Raw genomic sequence first — 19,404 nt, 5'->3', positions numbered from 1 at the left:
GTTGGAGGAGCGAGCAGCGCTTGATAAGTACGGAGACCGGGACGATCTCTGGCTCACGAAGCAAGGAAGCACGTACAGTTCGAAGTCATGTAACTACCTGCTGAGTCGTCTCGTTGACGAGGGAAATCTCCCCATTCCGGAACATAAAAACATCACGTGGTATTCGATTCGCCACGGGGTAGCAACCTACTGGGCGAATCACATTGGTCCACATCACGCCAAGGAACAGCTTCGTCACAAGAGCGTTACCACGACGATGAAATATCTTCACTCCGACGCTGAAACTCGTAACGACGCCGCTGAGCAGATTTGGTGACGACTACCGACGACCAGCATCTGTTTCGTACAGCACAAGATTGGCTTCGATGTCGCCCTCCACATACTGGTGAATCAATCTTTCGAGTTCGTCGACAGTGGTTGTACGATCCTCTGTAATCGCTTGGAGATACTTGGGAGCCAGTTCTTCACCGAACCGTTTGTTTGTGAGCTGCTCGCCACGCCAGTGCGTCGGCTGGATTGCGAGTCCATGACCCTCCAATACCTCCTCCAGTGACGGCCATTTGATACCCTGCTCATCCGCCTTCTGCTTCCGCGGAACAAACAGGTCGATGTGGTTGTCCTCGCAATGAAGCTCAATCTGTTGATTGGAATCAAGTATAGCGAGACGTCCGGAGAGGTAATCGAGATCGAACTCCCGACCATTGAACGTCACGAGCGCGGTCGGATCAAATTCATTGATTCGTTCAAAGGCGCGTCGGATCAGCGTTTCCTCATCGCACATTGCCCCGCCGAGCGTGAGAATGTCAACAGACTGTTCACCAGCAACAGTGTCTTTCAGGCCGATTCCGATCGCTACTGTCTGACCGTTTGTCGGATCGATGGAATTGCACTCAATGTCGATGCTGGCGTATCGAGTGGCAATCTCATCCGGATTGAGTGAGTGGTGAAAAACGAAATCATCCATATATCTAAATCACTGAATTGGATGTTTAATTTGTTGGCTTTCTTACGATACGTACTGGGGCTGGTATGTAACCTCCCACTCGCAGTTACCAAACTATCAATCGTATCTAAAATCTTGTGCTATATCTGCGTTAGAGGCTCAATAGACGCCCGTGGTGGCACTCCATCTTTCTGTGTAAGGCTACGATTCATGGAAATAAGTCCCCCTCACCAAGCCGCTATCAGCGGTTACAACATCGCTTAATGACTACTATCCTATAAGAAATAATCCGCAGTCGACGAGCGGCGGCACCGTCCTACGAACAGCGGAAACACACAATCAATGCAACCAACCAACCACAGTGAAATCTCTCTCGCGTACACGATGGGCCTCATCGCAGGCGAGGGGTCATTCTTCGTCATCTTCAACCGCGATGATCGGTATCGATATGACGTCTACTACGGACCAAAAATGGCGATATCGATGGGCAAGAATGAGCAAGAACTACTTGAGAATCAGTGTCAACTCTACGGATTAGGAACGGTCAATACGACGATGAAAGGCTATCAGTGGGTAATCTCAAGCCGAGCCGAGTGTCATGAGCTGATCGAACTGATCGACCAGTATCTTGAGCAAAACCCCTCCACTGAGTTTCTCAATTCGGCGAAGCAAAATGCGTATGAGAACTGGCGATCCGCGCTGGAACTGCTCCAACCCGGTCGACAACTCACCGCAGATGAGGTGATCGAACTGGCTGAGCTCCGAGACGATATCAACTACATCAGCGCGACCAACTCAATCGCGACCGATGAAATTGAAGAGATAGTCCAGTCGGCTAGTAAACTATAGAATGTCAGATGATAAGGAGGAATATCCCTGTTACACGCCTATATTCACGTGAGGCTCACTTAGAGCCTCGCTAACGTGGGGAGGTTAGGCATCCACTTGGGTAGCGACAGCATCCCTTCTGGAGAAACGGCATCCAGAGGCCGGGTTATCAGCCCTGGTCGGAACCGTTTCTGCGATTAGTCACTCAACAGTACTGAGAGCATAGTACACTTGATTTCTCATAGAGACTGATCGGAGTGCCACGCACAAGCGTCAGTAGAGCAAGAAGGTCGTGTTCCGGATTCGCGCCGGGTCTGTTATAATTTCTCGCCTATCCACTGCGAATAAAAGTAATTACCTATAATAATACGGCGTGGACACAGCTCTGTAATCCGGCAACCCGAGTTCAGACCCTCCCGTACGCGGGTACGCAGTGCCAAGCGAGTACGTACGGATGTCATATCGGCCCCCCCCCTTCCAGTCGACCGCCCCAAAATGGGTATTATTCCGAGTGGTAATTGTCCTTGACCTACTGTTGCGGGCTCACCTCTGAAAGAAAGGGAGGAGGCTAAACACCTCGGAGTGGAATTGGATCGTGAGTTAATCTCTCGATCGTTTGAACCGATAGACGCTATCTCAGTGTTCTTAGCCGACAAGCCGTCGGTCGATGCTTACAGTACCTATTACCACTCTCAATCCCGTCTCCCACCGCAGCTCTGGTACTTCCCAGCTTAGTGATATAACTGTGTGACTTTTTCATTCGTCAATTTGACCGGTGCGAATCAATGATTCAACATCCTGTCAGCCGTGGATCTCTCTCTGCGAATCAGCAAACGCTTCATGACCTAATCTCACCAACATCGCGAAAGTGTCCGCAATCTCGTCGCGCATGGTTTCATCAAGACCGTCGGCACTCTCGATCTCCCACTTGCGGGTGACGACACGGTATGTTTGATTCCCAGTGACCTCAAGCCCCTGCTCGGAAAAATCCGCATGCATCTCTTGAACTTCTGAGACCGCGTCTACAGTATCGTCTTGAGCGTCAATTGCAATCACTATGGTTCCGTCATCTGGTTTTGGAGCGAGTCGATATCTGATTGATGTCGGATGATGCGTGTTCTGACTGACGAGTCGAGGCTCGCGCATATCAATCCCCTCTGGGAACAGGTCACTGATTGACGCCGCTTTCGTTACAGATTGGAATTTTGGGTGTGACCTCTCGAGAATGTTGTTGACCAGCCTTGGATACGTAGGGTTTGGTCGATTCCTCGGGCGGACCCTGCTTGTTGGATAATCAACGACAGTGGAACTCGTCAGCATCGTTTTGGAGTCATCATCACCTGATAGATGGAATGTCTGTATCTCCCTACACTGGAAATTGAGTCCTTGCTCAAGAAGATACCTCACGTTTCGCTCTGTTCGTCGAGTGATTTCCTCTGCGACGACGACCATCCGCTGTGTACTGTTAAACTGGTGTTTTTCAATTGAATCCCCAAACACCGTCTCAAAGTCCGTCTGGAGAGTGCCATCATGAGCGGAGTCCTTGCTAATGTCATATTTTCCACGCTCTATCCGGTCACAATACTCCTGATAGACCTCATTGAGATTGTCATACCCGAACGATTCAAATGACCGAGCATAATTCTGCGGCTGTGAGAGAATTGTCTCTTCGCTCGCCGACCCGGACCCAGAACTCCCGACTTTTAGCTCAATAACGATGATATTCCCCCATCGATCAAGCCCAACGAGATCGGCGTATTGTCCATCCAATTGGACTTGTCGACCAATGAGAAATACCCGCTCGTTCATCAGGAGTTCTGGATGGGTTTGTAGTTGGTCTTCAAATGTTTCCTCAGATTTGAACCCGGTCTGCTCATATGGAACAATTTTTGTGCCAGTTTCTGTTTCAGCAGCCGTGTAGAGTTGCATAGGTCCCTCGTCGAGTACCTCATATACTTAGATATCGGTGTGGTATTTTGACCGATTAGAATATCTTTTATATACTACACGGTAAATCGGTTAAATTTTGCTATTGAATGTCTCTATTGGGGACAACGAAAGAATCGATTCTGCGAGAACTCGATAACGGTGATGTTCCTGATATCCATTTTCGCAGACATGATTTGAAGAAGATAGAGGAATAAACTGACGTGGTTTAGTTAAACAAGTTCCGTGCTCTTCCGTAGATTGGTGCGCCGAGCCAGTCCCGTTGTTCCGCGAGTTCGTCAAGTTTATTCACTGCTTGTTGTTGTTCAAGCACGTTTCTTTTGACGAGTGCTTTCAGGATGATTGGTGAGATAGCTGCTTTTGCGTCTGCTAAGTTCTGGAGCTCGGGTAGTGCCCGGAGATCGTCGGTGATCAGGAACTCTGCTTCTGTTTCTTTGGTCAGAAGTGCGCAGCCGCCTTCTCCTTGATCTATACGGGAAGAAGTGAACTCTTTCTGGACATGATGGGCCTTGATCTGATCGATGTTGTCGAGCACTGTTTGGGCGGCTTCTCCGTGCCGGTCGTCGTATTCGCTGGTTTCCTCCAGTTCTTCGACTACTGTATCCGTGGTGTGGACGTCAAACTCTGTTAGGAAGGTGTCGAGGAGATCGGTTGAGGCTATAGAAATAAGGGCGCTTGTATCCGCTACGATCATTCTCTCAAGCCTTTATAATCCTGCGAGGTCGTCGGCTAGATCTTCACCTTGGTCCAGAATGGTTTTGGAGGCACGTACTGATTCAGCGTCCTGCCGTCCGATGAACTCTTTGAGTACTTCGAATCTGATTTGATCGTTGAGGTAGAGTTCTACGACTGCTTCCTTGAATTTCTCGTCGCCCTCGATGTCGTCTAAGTATTCTTGGAGTGCCTCTTTGACGATCTCAGTCCGGTTTTTTTTGCTGACCTCGGCTGCTACGTCCGCTTTCTGGATCAACTCTTCCGGGAGACGGAAGTTGACTCTGGTACTGCCCATTCACAAGTCACCTCTTGTATGTACATTGTGACCACAGATTGATAAATTTAGGGTAGATCAGCCATACAGTCTCAGGTATACGAAATGGCACGTAGAGACTGTTGCACTAACCCGTCAGATTTCTCTTCTGAGTGAATATCTACGGAGATTTCTCCTACTGTATCTAAACCAGGCTTGTGCTGGTTTTCCAAACCTTTTGCTAATATAGGTTTGTCATCATATATACAGGTCAATTTTCATATCTGTCTTATCATAGTATCACTATGATGACTTTTTATAGCTTCGTTGACAATTAAACTGCCAGATGATCAGAAAAGCGAGGTTGAGGCTGTAGTTGAGAGAAAGAACTACAACAGCGTCTCCGAGTACGTCCGTGAAGCATTGCGGGACAAGGTAGGAGAGGACTTGGTACTACGACCTGAAGTCGCAGAGAAGCTTCAGAAACGTGTCAAAGAGTACGAAGAAGCAAAGGAAGACCGATACACGCTTCAGGAGTTAGACAAGGAACTCGGGTTGTCGGATGAAGCTTGAGATCCGAGAAGGAGCCTGTTGAAGATCTGAAAAGCTGGAAGAACAGTCCAGAAACAGGTTAGATGTAGGATCGCAGAACTCAGAAACGGTCCCCTCGGACAAAACACGTCATTCATTAACAAGCAAGGCTTGGAAATCTTCCGACTGAAACTGAAAACCGGCGAATTAGACCACAGAGTGTTCTTCGACCCTGACGGCGACAAAGTCGTACTCCTTGGCGTAGAGCACCGAGATCAAGCATACACACCTGAATCAATCAAGAAGATCAAGTCCCGGAGATGATGCCACAAGTCAGTCTCCTACAGTTTAGAGAGTTCCTCGGCTAACCGCTTAGCCTGATTCATGTAGTTCTCACCTTTGAATTGTCAGAGACATCGTTTTTAAATATATGAGCAGCACTATCCAAGAAAACAACGAACAAGAACTCCAAAACTTCTGCCTCTACCGCGACAACGACGGACACTGCACCGAACTCAGGCAACCCTGCGTATTATTGCCGGAGGAGTCCTCTTAGCCAGTATATTTCCTCTCAAACCAACTCTTCTGCTGGGGAATAACAAAGAACTGAACGCACACATCAAGACGGCGATGACCATAGACATCGAAACAGAGACCGACTGAGCCGAACTCACTCTATTTGGAAATGCTCTCAGGAAGAACTCCAACGCAATGACTTGCACTTCTGAGACGACATCTACTCAGCTATATCTCTGGCTCTTGTTGAAACCATCTTCACCGTCTCGGGAGACAACTCTCTTTAGTTGTTCAAATCCCTTGGAACACGGAATATCAAAGTCAGGCTCAGTATGCACTTGCCTCATGTTGTCGAAAATCTCGTGGAACAGTCGCTCATTATACGGACTGGAGCTGAGCACAAGCACATTCGTATGATCATTCTCAATTCACTCCATGTCGAGATCCTCGGCTTCAGCCCTTAGATAGGCACATTCCGATGGGTAATCCGGCTGATCCTGTACAGTTTCAATGCCATCTGTCCCGAGTCGCTTATTTCTCTCATCAAACGAGGCTAAGCAATCCAGCGTAGTTCCGGATCAGTCAAGACCTGACAAGAAGTCCACATAGCCTTCGACCTCGAACTCGTCTGAGGCTTCCCATGTCACAGAGCAAGAATTGGCGGAGGTGTCAACCCAGAACGCTGTCTCCCCGTCCTCTGGCAGCACATACCGATTGATTGTTTCACCTTCCAGATGCTCGACCGTATCGGGCTCTATTTTTGTTGACATGGAATTCTCTCAGCCTACTTGCCTACCGATCGCGGTACGCAACTCTCCGTTTTTGCCAGGCACAAGCTCTTAAGCTTGATTCTCCCGGTGTGGGTACCTTTCGTCCGTTCGCAAAGATCGAGAAACAGCGTTCCTCAACGCTCAATATCATACAGACACACGATACCAAATCGTCATGTCATTAGATTAAATATCTTATGCGCCCTCCCGGCACACCGGGACAGGGGTCATTCTATCTGAGATGTAAATGGCGGAGTGTCCAGACCTGGTAGAACGCAGCGGACACCCCTCAGACAGCGAGGTTCTGAACAGGTTCAACCTCCTAAATTTCTGTCAGCCTCGCAGCTCTTCGAGCCCATCCAGAGTCCCTTGATCTTCGAGCTCTGAGAGCCGCTCCAGAGCTATTCTGTTCTGGATCAATACCTATGTCTCGAAGTTCCGAATTGCTCGGAGACTCGCTTTCTCCGTAGTATCCTTTGAGTGCTTTATCGAGGTTTTCCTTGACTCGTGACATCTGTCTCTTCATCGCTTGCCACCCGCCACTCGTCGTCGTAATTGAGCGTGATGGTTATCCCAACTGGGGGATCTTGATTGGTGTCAGACTCTGTGCTCATATGCTCTGATGACATGACTGGGAGAATAAGAATTTGGTTGTCAAACTTCTCTGTGGAGTTGGGAAACCAACTCAGCTGAAAGCTCTCAATCTGGCTTGAATGGGTTTATTGCGGTCGTGAGTCGGGTCACATCATCAGACACGTCGAAGTCGTCGTCAAACGAATAGATGTATCCGATGTCTTCACTATGCATGTACGCAGTGAGGATCGAATCGACCCATTCCGACCCTGATAACGCCTCATAGGTTCTGAACAACTGTTCGCCGTATAGGTGAACGGTTTTCGAGACGTAGACAAGTTCGAACCCGCGACTCGATTGCAGACGATCAAGAGTTTCGAATGCAGCCGCTTTGCTAATGCGTTTCTGGAGTGGATGGAGAATTTCGGGGACAACGTAGTTTATCAGTCGCGCACGGGGCAGCTCCCCGGTATCGATCGCGTTGAATATCGCCGTAGCGTCGTCGTGACGTTTCGCATTCGCATTTCGCGCGGCGAGAACAATATTTGAATCAATACAGACTACCTGCATCACTCGCTCCAAGCACTCTCAGCTGCAGTGTCGCTCTCCCACGCCGGCCCGTCGAACGGTTCGACGTCCTCAAACGCACCGTATTCTTCGTGGACGATCTCAAGCGAAAGTTCTCCATCTGAGATAATCCACCGAACGGTATCTCCCGGCTCAAGCGTGTCATCAAGTGCGTGTCGAATCGGTGCTGGGATCGTCGTTCCATAACTGTCGTTGATCGTGGATTCCGCCTCCACGCGTGGGTCTGAGTCACTTGACATACGTAGTTGTTTCACTCCGAGTGGAATAAATTGGGCGGCTAATTGGCGATTCGAACTGCCACTCTTAGTTGTGGAAGACTTGTTTGATCATATTTGAGGTGACGATATAAGATATCTAGCTATTTCTCCTTGATCCCGGCACGAATCGCCAGCCCAACTAAGTAGTTATGTGGGCGCAGTGAGCCCGATGAACAACGATGGACCACAGGGGTATGAGCGAGAGTTCACTACAGTCATCAACTGCCGTTCTCAAATTCGAATCGGCTTATCGACCGAGAAGGGCGAATTGACGAGTTCACGAGTGACTGTCAGCGTTGAAATACCGCCTCGATATGTCCGGCTGGTCGGTGAGATGGCGAGAGAGCGGAACCAGTCGTTCGAAGAATACGATGACTGGGATAATAAGTCGAGCACCTGGGGTGTGAACCCCGAGGATCGACATGTGATTGGACTTATGGGTTGAGATGGCGTTTGCCATCTGTGCTGATCCGAAACTAAATACCGAGATCGTTGGATGGACAGATGATGGTGTTGATTTTGACGTCTCGATCGAGGGAGCTGAACGGACGGTTGAAATAAAGACAAGTCAGAAGAAGCCGAATTTTTACCGGTGAAAGAAGGACGCGTTAATTCTGATTACTACGTTCCCGCGCAATTAGAGGGTGCTAAGCTGACGCTCTTTGGCGCGGCAACGAAAGAGACGATTCTCGATAGGGATCGAATGAAGTCGAAGTACGGTCACTACAACTATCTGGTGCCTGTTTCTATACTGGAGCCGTTCCCCGCCAGCGACTCGATTGTGAGCATGTAACAAAGGTAGCCGGTTTGAATCTGTGCGATGTTTTCTGGACCGTACTCCTGTGACTCCCGATGTTGTACCCGCTGGTTATTTGTATACCTATGTAGTCATCCCGGGATGAGAAGGAATGCGTCAAGTCGATAACCAGCAGTGGTGGGCGTGAAGCGGTCAATTTAAAAAAGACCTTGGTAAGGACGAGAGCGCGGGTTCAGATCCCGCCTCAGGCTCTTTTCGCTCTCTCTGTCCTATGGCCACTGAGCTCTCTGTGCCTACAAAAAACCCATTCAAACGACGAGTACCTGAGATCCTGAGAGGCACTTAGGGGTTGATCGAGACGTGATCGGTTTCGTCAGGTGGATTCAAATAAAAGTCGGGTTCGGCGTGGATCCCTATCCGTGAAAACTGGGTGTGGATGTGTGTCTTTGCCGCGGAGATAGCTTCATCGCGCTGTTCGAAGCCTTGGACCGTTGGTCTATCAAATGCGACGCGAATCTCCCCATCGTCTGTGTCTAGTTGCTGACCGCCAGAGTCTACTTGGTAGAACGTATCACAAATCCATGTGTACGGGGCTTCGGATCTGGGCGCCCCCATATACGATGGCGCAGTCTCACCCGGTTCATAAAGCGTCCCCGTCGTTCCCGTCCCGCCTGCCAGCCCAGTGATAAGAAGCATACAATCGGTTGCCACCCTAGCAGAATAAACTCGTCTTATTCATTCGAGATATAAAAGATACATATAGCCTACTTTGGTTGGACTCTGTCTGTGTATTACCCCTGGATTCAACCTGCTTCTGAAAGAACGAACATCTTTGATCATCTCAAGACTATCGACTCAGAAATTGTTACGTCCGAGTCTGTCGAGTCCGACTTTAGATCTATCAGTTAGCGCCTAGAGACTCATCTCGAAGTGTACGATCTGAATATAGTTGATGACTATCGTGATCATAAAGCCAATTACTTACTTAATACCCAATCTGAGGGTCACAAAAGCCGCCATAGAAGACACTGAGTCTGTGAATAGATCGTTCCCAGTGATTTCAGGTATACTATGGTTTGCTGTACACACGGAATTATAATACCACTATTTGATAGGTCAGTATGGCGCACCAGTCTCAAACCCAAGCGAATCGGAGAAAGTTCCTTTCGGCGTGTGGAATTGTTGGAATAGGGTTAGCGGGGTGTACACAGAGTCATGAAGAGTCACGTAATCGCAAAGAATTCACTAAAGAGTACCACAGTTGACTCATAGCGAACGTGAGGCTTTCTCTTCGGAAAGTGTAGCTGAGTGGGGACCCGTAGATTCGAAATAAGCAAGATAAGTGTCGTGTCTCAAACTGAGTAAACAGCAGTTGTCAACATAATTTCTATATTCGAAATAGGTACGGCATCAAGAGCTGTCACGGGTGAACTCCAGTTAAGGAAAGAAGATGGAAGTTGGCGGGCATGTTCAGGGAAGAGACTCTCAAGAGATGAGGAGATCGTGGAAGAAATTGAGGAATTACGATACGGGATAGACCGCCGGCAAGATGAGATTGAAGATAGGGAGGCTGAAATTGAGCAATTGCGGACTAGGATAAGCGGTTATCGTAGGCAAATTGACTCATTCAAAAGTCGACTCAGCAGAACTCAAACAGAGTGTCAGTCACAAATCCAGGAACTTGAAGATGAAAAGTATAGAGTCGAAGATAGTGATACTAAGACGGGTATAGAAAAGAGGATATCTGAAATAGAGACTGAGCTACAACAAGAGGAGAGCAGGACTTCTCTACAGGTAGCCGATGAAGGGGACAGAATATCTCGGCTCGAATCAGAGATAACACGGCACGAAGAAGAGATTACTCAGCTAAAAGATGGAATAACTCAGCGAGAGGAAGATGGAGAAATTAACACCACAACCGAATGGGATCTAGTAAATCTGAATAATTATCGGACTCGCTGCGTTCGGCTACCAGACGCCAAACTATCGTCGTCCCACGATTCATTAGAGCATATTTTGATAGTGATTAATTATGGATAGTATTTAAACATCATCGCTACAGTGGCGGTAACTCTACCACGATGGTAGGACGACAGATTACACGTCGATTAGTTCCGACGCCATGCTTATCGACAACTGATGATGAGTTATGACATACAGTGCCGATCGAGCCCAAAGAATATCAGGAATCAAATGATGACGAGGAGTTCGATTGGACACTTCAAGAGTGGTCAAACACGCACAGGGTCCTCGCATTGCTCTCCAAGCGTTCAGAGCAGGGGGTTACTCATAAAAAGGTCCACAAAGTAGCGAGTGTGACCTATAGGTTGGTCGGCAAGACGCCTCAGCGACTCAAAGAGCGACAACTGGTCCATAACGCTGAGCCTTACTGGGCTATAGATGATGAGGACCGTGTCGGCACGTATCTGGATTGGTATCGTCGATCAATACAGTCGCGGAGCGAGAGGGAACCGAGGATCATAATAAGTGACGTGCCATTGCTGATAGCTCAGAGTAGAGTTTCTTATACAGTCATATACTCGGGAGTTATATGATTTGGAATCCAGCACCTTTCAGAACGGTAGTCGACCGTATATCGTCCTGAGCGAGCACCAGCATCCCCCTCTACGGTGAGGAGTACATGATAGTGGGCATCAAGACGACCGAGCGTACCAACGCAATCGAACTGATGCCAGACGCGTGGGCAGAGGGCGGCGCACCAGAGCGAAGTTGGGCGTCACCGTGGCATATCTTAACGGTCAAAAACGCCACGATCACTGATAGGTTTGGATATGTCACCACCTGGTGCTACTGACCGATTGCACAAGATATTATCCGACTGATCGATGTAACCATATCGTAACTACCGTCGTTCGAGGACGGTGAGACCAGCAGTATCATAGATCTGTTTCGGTTTCCGAGAGGGACGAACGACGAGCGCCGAGGAAGTTGGTAAGTGACTCGCCACGAGCGATGAGTGAACACTCGAAAGTGACTATATGATGAGCACTACTGCCAAGTGACATACGTGAGGACGGCAATGGCAATTGTCTCCAATAATTGAAGAATCATCATGAACTGGACGGCAAGTCTCGGCATTACGGGTGCAGTGAAATAAAAATAAACTGCAACGATATTTTCTGCAAGTAGTAGTGTGGCAAAAATAATAGAGCCAAGCGTTAGGGGAGCACGAATCTCACGGTATGTCCGCGCCCACATGATAATAAGACCGACAAGAAATGCAGTGTTTACAGCCGCAGCGACGCGTGCTGTGTCAAGCATGAGACTCATCGGATCTGTGTTCCCCCATGTGTAATTACGGTGGGAGAGTAGTTATGATGGGTATCATTCTTCCACTTGTGAGATGATCGTCTCCACGGTATCCCAATTGGATCGCGCTCGGTCACTCGGTAAGTAGACTGTCCCGTAGCTCTTTTCACCACTAGTGATAATGTCATTCTGCTCCAGCACATCGAGATGGTGACGAACAGTATTATATGCCAGTCCGAGATCATCCGCCAGTTGGTTGGCGTTCCGGGGGCGGTCATCCAGTGTGCGCAGGATTCGCGCCCGGTTGGGTCCTCCACGCGTGCCAGCGAGGGCTTGCCAGAGGACTGTTTCCATGCGGATTTGGCTTTTCTGTGGTTAAATAAGAGTCCACCGATACACTGATTTTCACAGTATTTCCTGGTGTTACTCGCTTGATGCATCCTGAGGAAGAGCAGTCATAACCTCTTTTTGTCTAGGATAATTGCCATTTTGGTTGTTGTTCGCAAGCCGATTCTTCATCGTAAAATATATGAACGAACCGGATTCAAAGAGCTTTCGCCTAAGCTGGTTGAGAGACCTCAATAGATACATTTTCGGCAGAATTACAAGAGAATTGAGTCTAAATCACGAAAGTCGTTAATTATGAAACGCACATAGCCATTTGCAGATGAATTCAGACGATTCTGATATGACTCGACGGCGTATACTGCTTGGTCTCGGTACTGGAGCTGCGGTCGGACTTGCCGGCTGTAGCGGTAATGGTGGAGGCGGCGATACCGCCACAGCGACCGAGGAGCCAACGGATACGTCAACAGAGGAACCAACAGAAACACCAACTGAAGAGCCAACAGAAACGTCGACTGAGGAACCAACTGAGGAGCCTGCAGAGAATGCCAATGTCCGCGTGGCACACATGTCACCGGATGCACCAAACGTTGATGTGTATGTTGACGGCTCAGTGGCTCTTGAAGATGTAGCTTTCAACGTAGTGAGCGACTACTTAGAAGTCCCTGCTGGCGAACGTGAACTTGAAATTACTGCCGCTGGTGACCCTGATAGCTCAGTCTTTTCTGGGGCAGTCACACTCGAGGCAGAGACGAATTATACAATCGCCGCAATTGGAGAAGTCGGCGATATGGCTGAGAAATCGTTTGAACCACTTATTCTTGAAGATAATAATGCAAGCCCTGGGAGCGACACTGCTCGTGTCCGAGCAGTGCATGTGTCCCCTGATGCGCCGGCTGTTGACATCACTGTCGCGTCTAGTGGTGATGCACTCTTTGATGGCGTTTCCTACAGTGAGTCTGGCAGCGCTGAAGTTCCGGCGGGTGACTATACGCTCGAGGTTCGTGGCGATACAGAGAGCAATGATGGTGACATAGTTGGAGAGTTCGATGTGAGTCTGGCTGGTGGACAGGTGTACACAGCTTTCGCTGCAGGGTATCTCGAATCCGGTGGGATGGGAGCTCCTGAATTCGATCTCATCGTCTCACAGGATACCAGTGGGATGAATTAAATAACATCGACAAACGGTTAGATAGTGCGTCTATCGCCGAACGTTTACTTATCGTTTGGGACTGTAGGCGATTAGATTCTTAGAGTAATGTTTCAAATGGCGGTGTACCCTATTTTTGTGTATAGAGTGTTCATATATTCGCTTTAGTGAGACCTATGTTATTGCAGAGAGCTGTCGAAGGCATCATATCGTTACCTGGACATGGGTTATCCTCCAAGATAGTCACCCGACTACGTTTCAGAGTCAGCTACTGTGACATTGCTGTTATCACGCAATAAAATATGAGCTAATATATGCCCGACAGCGACAAGGGAACGCTCTTTACCAGAGAGGGTGATGTACTTACTCTCGGTATACTCTCAAAACAGCTGTGAACGCTCCTAGGCAGTTTCCATGGAAGCATCGACTTGTCGAAGCGTATGAGCTACATTTTCGGATTGTTGTTACTCAAATTCCAATAACGACCATACGACAGGATGAGTGAGTCTGAGTCTGAGTCTGAGTCTGAGTCTGGTATCTGTATCTGTATCTGGGTCTTCAACTCCTCAGCTGTTGATCGGTCTTGGAGTTATAGGGTGGATTACTACTCTTCTGATGGCGACAGAAATACCACTTGGCGTCTGGAGTGGGCTCTTCATCGAATCCTGGGTCGTTGGTGCCAGTGGTGATTGCTTGGGACGCCAGACAGTTACGCGCCCAAATTGGGTGGTCTCGCTTTCTGTGGCTATGCCTTCTAGGGGCGGTAGTGTGGATCCTGGCTGTGGTGCCGGCAACAGTGTATCTGTTGAAACGTCGATCAGCGTTGCAATCCCTTTCCCCTCTTCCGACCCTCCAAAGGATAAAATCGACTCTCAACTGGGTCTGACAATACCGAGACAAGCTGTTGGACCGTTAGTAGTCATCGCCGGGAATCTCACGCCGCTGGTCGTGGTTGCGTTTGAATGAAGCGTCGTCCTACTGCTCGTTATTTAGCTTTGTGAGGCGTTTCTTACCGCACTCATCACCGCAGGAAAGCGCTATTCGCGGAACTTGTCTCGCCCACAGAGAATATATCCACACATGGGTATCCCAGGTTACCACTCGCCAGTCTACAGCGGAAGCTGGTAGTCTAGCCATTCATGCTAGGTTACCCCCGCCCTCGATTTATCCTCGGAATATTCCCTATTCGGCGGTGATCGTCTCTCTATGGCTAGTAATCGGGCTGCCGGTCGGTCTATTGGCATGGGCGGTGTTAGATTCCACACCGTTTCCAGTATAACGCCACAAGAGAGATCCACCTGGCTAAAGAGTGGTCTAACATCATCAAAACAGTGTATATTCACATCGTTTGATATGTGCCGTATGGTAGACAAAACGTGGTTGTTGTCGCAGTTGTGGATATTGAGGAGTATAATCAGATAGTCTGGGTAACTTTCGTCGTTGATTTTATTAGAAACAGTGAGGTGGGGTGTACGATTCGATTGACCAATCTTCACTGCATGGCTGTATGAATAGAGTAGTAAGGATATCATATACGCCAAAGATTTCGGATATCCTACCCACCGTGGTGGCGTATACTGAACCGAGTTTTAGTTGCGTCCTATACTCCGAGTGAATAATATTATTGATCACCACACCATCATTTCCGGAAAAGCACCATTCTATTTTTTACTGACGAAAAACGACTAATCGGCTAAATCGATCGGTCACCTGTACCCCGAGTTCATATTCTCGTCGTCTTTCCTTGCCAATGATAGTAGCAGCAACTATCGTTGATTTCCATTGATCCTGAGTGCACCTGACATCAAGTTATTATCTACGCATCAGTTAAAATTAATTTCAAGATCGTCTGTCTCCGGGTCTAAGCTTCCTATCCACGCCCTAATCATCCCTATTGGGATTAAATATATCAATAACACAAGTCGTGAGCTAATATCGATATTTAGAGCTATTGCGGTCCCCGCTAATACGACAGTGATAGGGGCAATCACATAGAGCAATATCAAGATCAATTCAGTGACTGGCGCGAATGCAAATGTCAGTGCGTCCGCCGGCGATTTCTCTTGATACGATTGATTGGCTATAAAGTGCTGCCAAACACGCATCAGCTGAAAAATAATGATACTGACAACTGCACAAATAACTGATAAGGGAATTCCCGGGTCCAGATCGTAGTTGGAAAGCACAGGTGTCACAACTGCTGCGACGCACATCGTGAAGATACTCTTTTGCCCGATAAATGTGATATTCCGCCAGTACACCGGCGGGAGTAGAGAAATTGGCTGCAGTGCAGTGGGCTCCGTATTCCACGCCTCTCCATCGAGATCATCCACTGGCTGCGGTGCAAACAACGCGGCAGAACAAAATAAGAGATAGACCACTCCTATTTCAATGAGGTACATGACGGCAATATCGGCGAGATTCCACTCGAACACAATCACTCCGATGATGAGTGCAAGGTTCAGGACAACCCCCATAACGAACTCGCGAGAAAACTTGCTGAGTGTTTCGGGAACCGTCTCAACAGCCCAACTGAGGCTGGGTCTTCTCATTTATGCATGCATTTGCCCGACAGCTACTTATTCGCTTCATGATTGGTAATTGCGCTCAACTGATAGTGATATTTAGAAATTAAAAGTAAACAAGAATGTGCCCGCCGATCCTGTTGGCGACTTCACGGAGTAATTCCGTGACCTGTGGGTAATGACAGGACCAACACACCATTCGCTCACGGGTTATACGATGGATTATATAAGAGTCTCTTCGCATACCGTTAGCTAGTGGACGTTCGTCTCCAAGGGCACGATGTCTCCAACGTCTTGCTCTTTTGCACTGTCACTGTCGCAGAATACAACTCAAAAATGTGGTGTCTAATGTGACATGCCTGCTCGCTGTTATTCGATCATCTGCCAAACGTTCAGATGCTGTGTCTATACATCTGACTTAGCTTGATTGTGCACGTAAAATATCTGATCACAGTCTCAACTAACGGTAAGCGTTCCAGTCGGTGAGAGATTGTACGTCAGAGAGAGTCGTGACTGTATATTACATATCTGTGATATGTAACGCACGCCGCAGGGCATTCCCGAGATTATCCAAGCCTGACTCATCCAAAGTTCTCTCGGATAACTCCGAGAGTACCCTACGATACATATTATTACAATATCCATATAATATTGATACGGATCTGTCTTTTTTTCCGGCATTTACGCAGGGGATCTACCAGTAACCAATAACTTCTGACCGGGGAGTACGGATCATCAATAGCTTACAGGGAGGAATGGCTTTATTATATTTTGTATATATAAACTATCGCAAGATATTCTTACGCGAAGTAGGGATCTCCGTGAATATAGTTTATGATCATTGGATTGTTTGTATGTTCATAAATAACTAGTAGTAATTGTACGAGAGAATAAATCATAATACACCCTGTGATTCTCATTAATTAGTGTAAATTGGTCATGCCGAGGTCCGGTAAGCAGTCAGTAAAACAGCTAAATGTCATAATAAAACAGGTGAAGAGGACTTCTCACCACATGCTCCCCTGATATCTAAGTTGAATATAATTGGCTATCTTTGGTGGGATCCACATTGCTTCGAATATCTCTTCGAAAACAGCACGGACGGTATGTTCCTCAAATGACCGGAGCGCACGCGTCTGCGCATCGACTGCTACACCATTGTGGTTAGCCAACGTGAACAGTGTAAGCGTACCCATCAACCTCATGTATCACAGTCGCACGAGAAAGCGCGAACTCAACGCTCCCAAGTCGGTCGTCGCCGGCATGATACACACGCTCGTATAAACCTGACCCAGGCGTGGACGTTGCATTGATCGCCGTTGCGCGGGTCGGAACGCGACCGGTTCGTTGATCGTGACACTCGGTGCACTCGCACCGAGTTCAGCGGGGTCGCCCGTTCGGACCGTTGTTTTGAGTTCTGCAACGTAAGCCGCAGCGGTTGTCTCGTCGATTTCAAAGAGTAGGGTGAAGCAGTCAGCGAACCACTCATCGGGAAGTCGTCAATGCTAGCGTCGCCAGGGATGTCCGAAAAGAACGTCACAACGGTGATCTCCTCTTTATTATAGAATGTTGCCCATACTCGCGTTGTTGCCGAGTGATCGGATAAATCTGAACAGTTTATACTCCGAACCGAGTTCAGTGTCAAGAGTGTCGGTCCCTGCTGTGTGGAATCCACTCGACCAAACACGCGAGAATATATAGCCAGCAGTATCAGCCCCCTCCAGCGCATCCTCGCACGACAGATCCGACACGGTCACTCCGTCCGGAGTATATGATGCCACGTCGGTCCCGATCAACACCCCAGCAAAGATTGCGTGCCCGGCAGCGATCATGATGACGGTCCCAGCGATGGCAACCGGGATAGATCGCCATTTGTTCATATTGATAACATGTTTCATAAAAAATAATTATGCCGTCAGCGGTGGATGGACACCGAAGCGTCGTACTCGGTGAGTGTAGTTCCTTATTAGATCGAGTATAGAAGTGACTATCAGAAGCCACAATACGAGTTACTTCGAGATTATGATGATCGTTAGGGTCTCAATACCAAACTTTGCCACCGAAGGGTTCAGAGAAGATTTCAAAGCTCTCTGAGCGTCATACTTACATTAATTACACATCTTACAGAACACAAGTATCTCGACAAATTCTCACCGTTGAAATGCTCTGTGGACTGATAATCGGACAGCTCTGCCGCTCAATCGTCTTTCGCAGCACGCGATAATTTGATATATCTAAACCGATAGCAAATACGGTTGTCGGTATTGGTCCGCGGTCGAACAGGAGGTGATGCGTGATGTATCAGTCGTCAGCAGTTTGAGGCGGTTTACTCGGACCAGGTGATTCCTTCGGCGTAATTGGTGAGCCCTCAATTAATCCTTGTTTTGCGAGAGCCATACTACCCATTACTTCAATGATCAGACGGTTGGCAAGTCCACTGGTAACTCCACCGTTATATGAGTTGGTGTCGCTGGTGTCGTAAGCTGGTGAGACTTCGACAACATCAAACCCGAAGTCTTCGGGGTCAAGTGCTTTGACAACCTCACGGATCATATAAATTGCTTCTCGAGGAAGGAGTCCTCCAGGTTCTGGCTCGCCAGTGCCGGGCGCGTACGCAGGATCCATAACATCAACATCAAATGAGACCCAGACAGCGTCGGTGCCATCAGTCGCTCGTTGGACAGCATCTGTAACAATCTCGTCAAGATCCATGTTCCCTACCTGCATCGAAGTGTACCATTTCATGTCCGCTTTACGCATCCCCTCATAAGTATCAGGACCAGGCCAGAAACCACGAGGACCAATCAGCGTGTAGTTTTCACCATCCATTATCCCCTCGTCGTAGACTCGCTTTACCCACGCACCATGGTCGTAGTCGAACCCGGTTAGACCATTTTCGCCAGTGTCCGCGTGGCAGTCGAAGTGAACGAGACCGATATCGTCATAACCGTTAGCCTCTGCCCAGCCCTTAATATCAGGATGTGAGATAGAGTGGTCGCCACCGATGACGATTGGCGTCGCCTGCTCGCTTACCTCAGCGACTGCATCCTCAATATTTAGCTGGCTCTGGCGTGTCTCACCTGGTGAGACGGCTGCATCACCGGTATCTGCAACACTGAATGTATCGAACGGATCAACACCGGTCTCAATGTTGAAGTGCTCATACGGTGGGGACGGGACCGTCGATGCTGCCCGCACCGCACGGGGACCGTAACGAGTTCCGGGTCGGATGGTGGTCGCTGTATCTAAAGGCGCACCGATAATACCGATGTCAACGTCTTCGGCAGCCAATTGATCTCGGTCCACTTGTGGGAGTTTGAGAAATGTCGGGATGCCACTGAAGATTGGTTCATTTGATTCTTTATGTTGCTCGCCGTAGATGTCCTCTCCAGATCTTTTGTCTGTCATAATTTAATTAATTGCGCACTAACAGAGAG

At 48.4% G+C, this 19,404-nt stretch carries 23 protein-coding genes and 2 pseudogenes; 10 read left to right on the top strand and 15 right to left on the bottom strand.

Going from position 1 to position 19,404, the window contains the following annotated elements; translation table 11 throughout:
• Positions 1–316: pseudogene (locus tag J07HQW2_RS18585) on the top strand (site-specific integrase); the annotation flags it as partial.
• A gap of 3 nt (positions 317–319) precedes the next feature.
• Here J07HQW2_RS18585 and J07HQW2_RS10815 read toward each other — a convergent pair.
• A complete protein-coding gene (locus J07HQW2_RS10815) occupies positions 320–964 on the bottom strand; it encodes a 3'-5' exonuclease (RefSeq protein WP_021055552.1) in 645 nt (214 codons plus the stop codon).
• Between the two features lie 321 nt (positions 965–1,285).
• On the opposite strand from J07HQW2_RS10815, the gene J07HQW2_RS10810 reads away from it, so the two are divergent.
• Positions 1,286–1,792, top strand: a complete 507-nt coding sequence (locus J07HQW2_RS10810; protein WP_021055551.1) for an LAGLIDADG family homing endonuclease — start codon at positions 1,286–1,288, stop codon at positions 1,790–1,792.
• A 780-nt stretch (positions 1,793–2,572) separates the two neighbouring features.
• Here the strand turns inward: J07HQW2_RS10810 and J07HQW2_RS10805 are convergent.
• The 3 genes from J07HQW2_RS10805 to J07HQW2_RS10795 form a co-directional block, all read right to left on the bottom strand.
• Positions 2,573–3,700: a PDDEXK family nuclease gene (locus J07HQW2_RS10805; protein ID WP_021055550.1), complete on the bottom strand. Its 1,128-nt coding sequence runs from the start codon at positions 3,698–3,700 to the stop codon at positions 2,573–2,575.
• A 226-nt stretch (positions 3,701–3,926) separates the two neighbouring features.
• Positions 3,927–4,412 (bottom strand): PIN domain-containing protein, encoded by a 486-nt coding sequence (locus J07HQW2_RS10800; protein WP_021055549.1) that lies wholly within the window; start codon positions 4,410–4,412, stop codon positions 3,927–3,929.
• A gap of 12 nt (positions 4,413–4,424) precedes the next feature.
• Complete coding sequence (locus J07HQW2_RS10795) at positions 4,425–4,727, bottom strand: ribbon-helix-helix domain-containing protein (protein WP_021055548.1); 303 nt, start codon at positions 4,725–4,727, stop codon at positions 4,425–4,427.
• Positions 4,728–5,012: 285 nt separating this feature from the next.
• Between J07HQW2_RS10795 and J07HQW2_RS10790 the strand changes: the two genes are divergently transcribed.
• Complete coding sequence (locus J07HQW2_RS10790; RefSeq protein WP_021055547.1) at positions 5,013–5,258, top strand: ribbon-helix-helix domain-containing protein; 246 nt, start codon at positions 5,013–5,015, stop codon at positions 5,256–5,258.
• 1,052 nt (positions 5,259–6,310) lie between these two features.
• Here the strand turns inward: J07HQW2_RS10790 and J07HQW2_RS10785 are convergent.
• The 4 genes from J07HQW2_RS10785 to J07HQW2_RS10775 all read right to left on the bottom strand — a co-directional run bounded on the left by J07HQW2_RS10785 (position 6,311) and on the right by J07HQW2_RS10775 (position 7,902).
• A complete protein-coding gene (locus tag J07HQW2_RS10785; RefSeq protein WP_021055546.1) occupies positions 6,311–6,502 on the bottom strand; it encodes a hypothetical protein in 192 nt (63 codons plus the stop codon).
• Between the two features lie 485 nt (positions 6,503–6,987).
• Positions 6,988–7,116 carry a hypothetical protein gene (locus J07HQW2_RS18580; protein ID WP_303704091.1) on the bottom strand — a complete coding sequence of 43 codons (129 nt, stop codon included), beginning with the start codon at positions 7,114–7,116 and terminating at the stop codon, positions 6,988–6,990.
• An 85-nt stretch (positions 7,117–7,201) separates the two neighbouring features.
• On the bottom strand, positions 7,202–7,645 hold the full coding sequence (locus tag J07HQW2_RS10780) for a type II toxin-antitoxin system VapC family toxin (protein ID WP_021055543.1): 444 nt from the start codon (positions 7,643–7,645) through the stop codon (positions 7,202–7,204).
• The gene (locus tag J07HQW2_RS10775; RefSeq protein WP_021055542.1) at positions 7,645–7,902 is read right to left on the bottom strand and encodes an AbrB/MazE/SpoVT family DNA-binding domain-containing protein; all 258 of its coding nucleotides are present in this window, start codon (positions 7,900–7,902) and stop codon (positions 7,645–7,647) included. The genes J07HQW2_RS10780 and J07HQW2_RS10775 overlap by 1 nt, the downstream gene beginning before the upstream one ends.
• A 187-nt stretch (positions 7,903–8,089) precedes the next feature.
• On the opposite strand from J07HQW2_RS10775, the gene J07HQW2_RS10770 reads away from it, so the two are divergent.
• Genes J07HQW2_RS10770 through J07HQW2_RS10765 form a run of 3 tightly spaced genes read left to right on the top strand, consistent with a single transcriptional unit; the run spans position 8,090 to position 8,713 of the window.
• Complete coding sequence (locus J07HQW2_RS10770; protein ID WP_021055541.1) at positions 8,090–8,365, top strand: hypothetical protein; 276 nt, start codon at positions 8,090–8,092, stop codon at positions 8,363–8,365.
• Positions 8,349–8,516: a hypothetical protein gene (locus tag J07HQW2_RS18575; protein ID WP_303704089.1), complete on the top strand. Its 168-nt coding sequence runs from the start codon at positions 8,349–8,351 to the stop codon at positions 8,514–8,516. The genes J07HQW2_RS10770 and J07HQW2_RS18575 overlap by 17 nt, the downstream gene beginning before the upstream one ends.
• Complete coding sequence (locus tag J07HQW2_RS10765; RefSeq protein WP_048075252.1) at positions 8,513–8,713, top strand: hypothetical protein; 201 nt, start codon at positions 8,513–8,515, stop codon at positions 8,711–8,713. The genes J07HQW2_RS18575 and J07HQW2_RS10765 overlap by 4 nt, the downstream gene beginning before the upstream one ends.
• 306 nt (positions 8,714–9,019) lie before the next feature.
• Here J07HQW2_RS10765 and J07HQW2_RS10760 read toward each other — a convergent pair whose 3' ends face one another.
• Positions 9,020–9,373, bottom strand: a complete 354-nt coding sequence (locus J07HQW2_RS10760) for a DUF7113 family protein (protein ID WP_021055539.1) — start codon at positions 9,371–9,373, stop codon at positions 9,020–9,022.
• Positions 9,374–10,180: 807 nt separating this feature from the next.
• Between J07HQW2_RS10760 and J07HQW2_RS10755 the strand changes: the two genes are divergently transcribed.
• Both J07HQW2_RS10755 and J07HQW2_RS18570 read left to right on the top strand, forming a co-directional pair.
• The gene (locus J07HQW2_RS10755; protein WP_021055537.1) at positions 10,181–10,717 is read left to right on the top strand and encodes a hypothetical protein; all 537 of its coding nucleotides are present in this window, start codon (positions 10,181–10,183) and stop codon (positions 10,715–10,717) included.
• Positions 10,718–11,324: 607 nt separating this feature from the next.
• Positions 11,325–11,492: a hypothetical protein gene (locus tag J07HQW2_RS18570; protein WP_303704087.1), complete on the top strand. Its 168-nt coding sequence runs from the start codon at positions 11,325–11,327 to the stop codon at positions 11,490–11,492.
• A 194-nt stretch (positions 11,493–11,686) separates the two neighbouring features.
• Here J07HQW2_RS18570 and J07HQW2_RS10745 read toward each other — a convergent pair whose 3' ends face one another.
• Both J07HQW2_RS10745 and J07HQW2_RS10740 read right to left on the bottom strand, forming a co-directional pair.
• The gene (locus tag J07HQW2_RS10745) at positions 11,687–11,959 is read right to left on the bottom strand and encodes a DUF8036 family membrane protein (protein WP_303704086.1); all 273 of its coding nucleotides are present in this window, start codon (positions 11,957–11,959) and stop codon (positions 11,687–11,689) included.
• Positions 11,960–12,022: 63 nt separating this feature from the next.
• Complete coding sequence (locus tag J07HQW2_RS10740; protein WP_021055534.1) at positions 12,023–12,301, bottom strand: ArsR/SmtB family transcription factor; 279 nt, start codon at positions 12,299–12,301, stop codon at positions 12,023–12,025.
• A gap of 313 nt (positions 12,302–12,614) precedes the next feature.
• Between J07HQW2_RS10740 and J07HQW2_RS10735 the strand changes: the two are divergent.
• Positions 12,615–13,454 (top strand): annotated as a pseudogene (locus J07HQW2_RS10735) (DUF4397 domain-containing protein); the annotation flags it as partial.
• A gap of 603 nt (positions 13,455–14,057) precedes the next feature.
• Positions 14,058–14,408, top strand: a complete 351-nt coding sequence (locus J07HQW2_RS10730; protein ID WP_048075250.1) for a hypothetical protein — start codon at positions 14,058–14,060, stop codon at positions 14,406–14,408.
• Between the two features lie 857 nt (positions 14,409–15,265).
• On the opposite strand, the gene J07HQW2_RS10725 is transcribed toward J07HQW2_RS10730, so the two are convergent.
• The 4 genes from J07HQW2_RS10725 to J07HQW2_RS10715 form a co-directional block, all read right to left on the bottom strand.
• Positions 15,266–15,919, bottom strand: a complete 654-nt coding sequence (locus tag J07HQW2_RS10725) for a DUF6498-containing protein (protein ID WP_303704084.1) — start codon at positions 15,917–15,919, stop codon at positions 15,266–15,268.
• Between the two features lie 1,055 nt (positions 15,920–16,974).
• Positions 16,975–17,163 carry a hypothetical protein gene (locus tag J07HQW2_RS18565; RefSeq protein WP_021055530.1) on the bottom strand — a complete coding sequence of 63 codons (189 nt, stop codon included), beginning with the start codon at positions 17,161–17,163 and terminating at the stop codon, positions 16,975–16,977.
• 363 nt (positions 17,164–17,526) lie between these two features.
• Positions 17,527–17,847: a hypothetical protein gene (locus J07HQW2_RS18560; RefSeq protein WP_303704083.1), complete on the bottom strand. Its 321-nt coding sequence runs from the start codon at positions 17,845–17,847 to the stop codon at positions 17,527–17,529.
• Positions 17,848–18,268: 421 nt separating this feature from the next.
• Positions 18,269–19,375, bottom strand: a complete 1,107-nt coding sequence (locus tag J07HQW2_RS10715; RefSeq protein WP_021055528.1) for an agmatinase family protein — start codon at positions 19,373–19,375, stop codon at positions 18,269–18,271.
• Between the last annotated feature and the right edge of the window lie 29 nt (positions 19,376–19,404).

The sequence above is a fragment of the Haloquadratum walsbyi J07HQW2 genome (genome assembly GCF_000415985.1).
GTDB lineage: Archaea > Halobacteriota > Halobacteria > Halobacteriales > Haloferacaceae > Haloquadratum > Haloquadratum walsbyi_B.
This window is presented reverse-complemented; position numbering and strand designations above follow the sequence as displayed.

What these genes read in the sequence shown, in the direction of transcription:
- J07HQW2_RS10715 (WP_021055528.1), bottom strand. Translation starts at nt 19,375, where the DNA reads ATGACAGACAAAAGATCTGGAGAGGACATCTACGGCGAGCAACATAAA.
- J07HQW2_RS10775 (WP_021055542.1), bottom strand. Translation starts at nt 7,902, where the DNA reads ATGTCAAGTGACTCAGACCCACGCGTGGAGGCGGAATCCACGATCAAC.
- J07HQW2_RS10815 (WP_021055552.1), bottom strand. Translation starts at nt 964, where the DNA reads ATGGATGATTTCGTTTTTCACCACTCACTCAATCCGGATGAGATTGCC.
- J07HQW2_RS10785 (WP_021055546.1), bottom strand. Translation starts at nt 6,502, where the DNA reads ATGTCAACAAAAATAGAGCCCGATACGGTCGAGCATCTGGAAGGTGAA.
- J07HQW2_RS10770 (WP_021055541.1), top strand. Translation starts at nt 8,090, where the DNA reads ATGAACAACGATGGACCACAGGGGTATGAGCGAGAGTTCACTACAGTC.
- J07HQW2_RS10805 (WP_021055550.1), bottom strand. Translation starts at nt 3,700, where the DNA reads ATGCAACTCTACACGGCTGCTGAAACAGAAACTGGCACAAAAATTGTT.
- J07HQW2_RS10795 (WP_021055548.1), bottom strand. Translation starts at nt 4,727, where the DNA reads ATGGGCAGTACCAGAGTCAACTTCCGTCTCCCGGAAGAGTTGATCCAG.
- J07HQW2_RS10780 (WP_021055543.1), bottom strand. Translation starts at nt 7,645, where the DNA reads ATGCAGGTAGTCTGTATTGATTCAAATATTGTTCTCGCCGCGCGAAAT.
- J07HQW2_RS10800 (WP_021055549.1), bottom strand. Translation starts at nt 4,412, where the DNA reads ATGATCGTAGCGGATACAAGCGCCCTTATTTCTATAGCCTCAACCGAT.
- J07HQW2_RS10730 (WP_048075250.1), top strand. Translation starts at nt 14,058, where the DNA reads ATGGCGACAGAAATACCACTTGGCGTCTGGAGTGGGCTCTTCATCGAA.
- J07HQW2_RS18560 (WP_303704083.1), bottom strand. Translation starts at nt 17,847, where the DNA reads ATGAACAAATGGCGATCTATCCCGGTTGCCATCGCTGGGACCGTCATC.
- J07HQW2_RS10760 (WP_021055539.1), bottom strand. Translation starts at nt 9,373, where the DNA reads ATGCTTCTTATCACTGGGCTGGCAGGCGGGACGGGAACGACGGGGACG.
- J07HQW2_RS10745 (WP_303704086.1), bottom strand. Translation starts at nt 11,959, where the DNA reads ATGCTTGACACAGCACGCGTCGCTGCGGCTGTAAACACTGCATTTCTT.
- J07HQW2_RS18580 (WP_303704091.1), bottom strand. Translation starts at nt 7,116, where the DNA reads ATGAGCACAGAGTCTGACACCAATCAAGATCCCCCAGTTGGGATAACC.
- J07HQW2_RS10725 (WP_303704084.1), bottom strand. Translation starts at nt 15,919, where the DNA reads ATGGGGGTTGTCCTGAACCTTGCACTCATCATCGGAGTGATTGTGTTC.
- J07HQW2_RS10740 (WP_021055534.1), bottom strand. Translation starts at nt 12,301, where the DNA reads ATGGAAACAGTCCTCTGGCAAGCCCTCGCTGGCACGCGTGGAGGACCC.
- J07HQW2_RS10810 (WP_021055551.1), top strand. Translation starts at nt 1,286, where the DNA reads ATGCAACCAACCAACCACAGTGAAATCTCTCTCGCGTACACGATGGGC.
- J07HQW2_RS18565 (WP_021055530.1), bottom strand. Translation starts at nt 17,163, where the DNA reads ATGGGTACGCTTACACTGTTCACGTTGGCTAACCACAATGGTGTAGCA.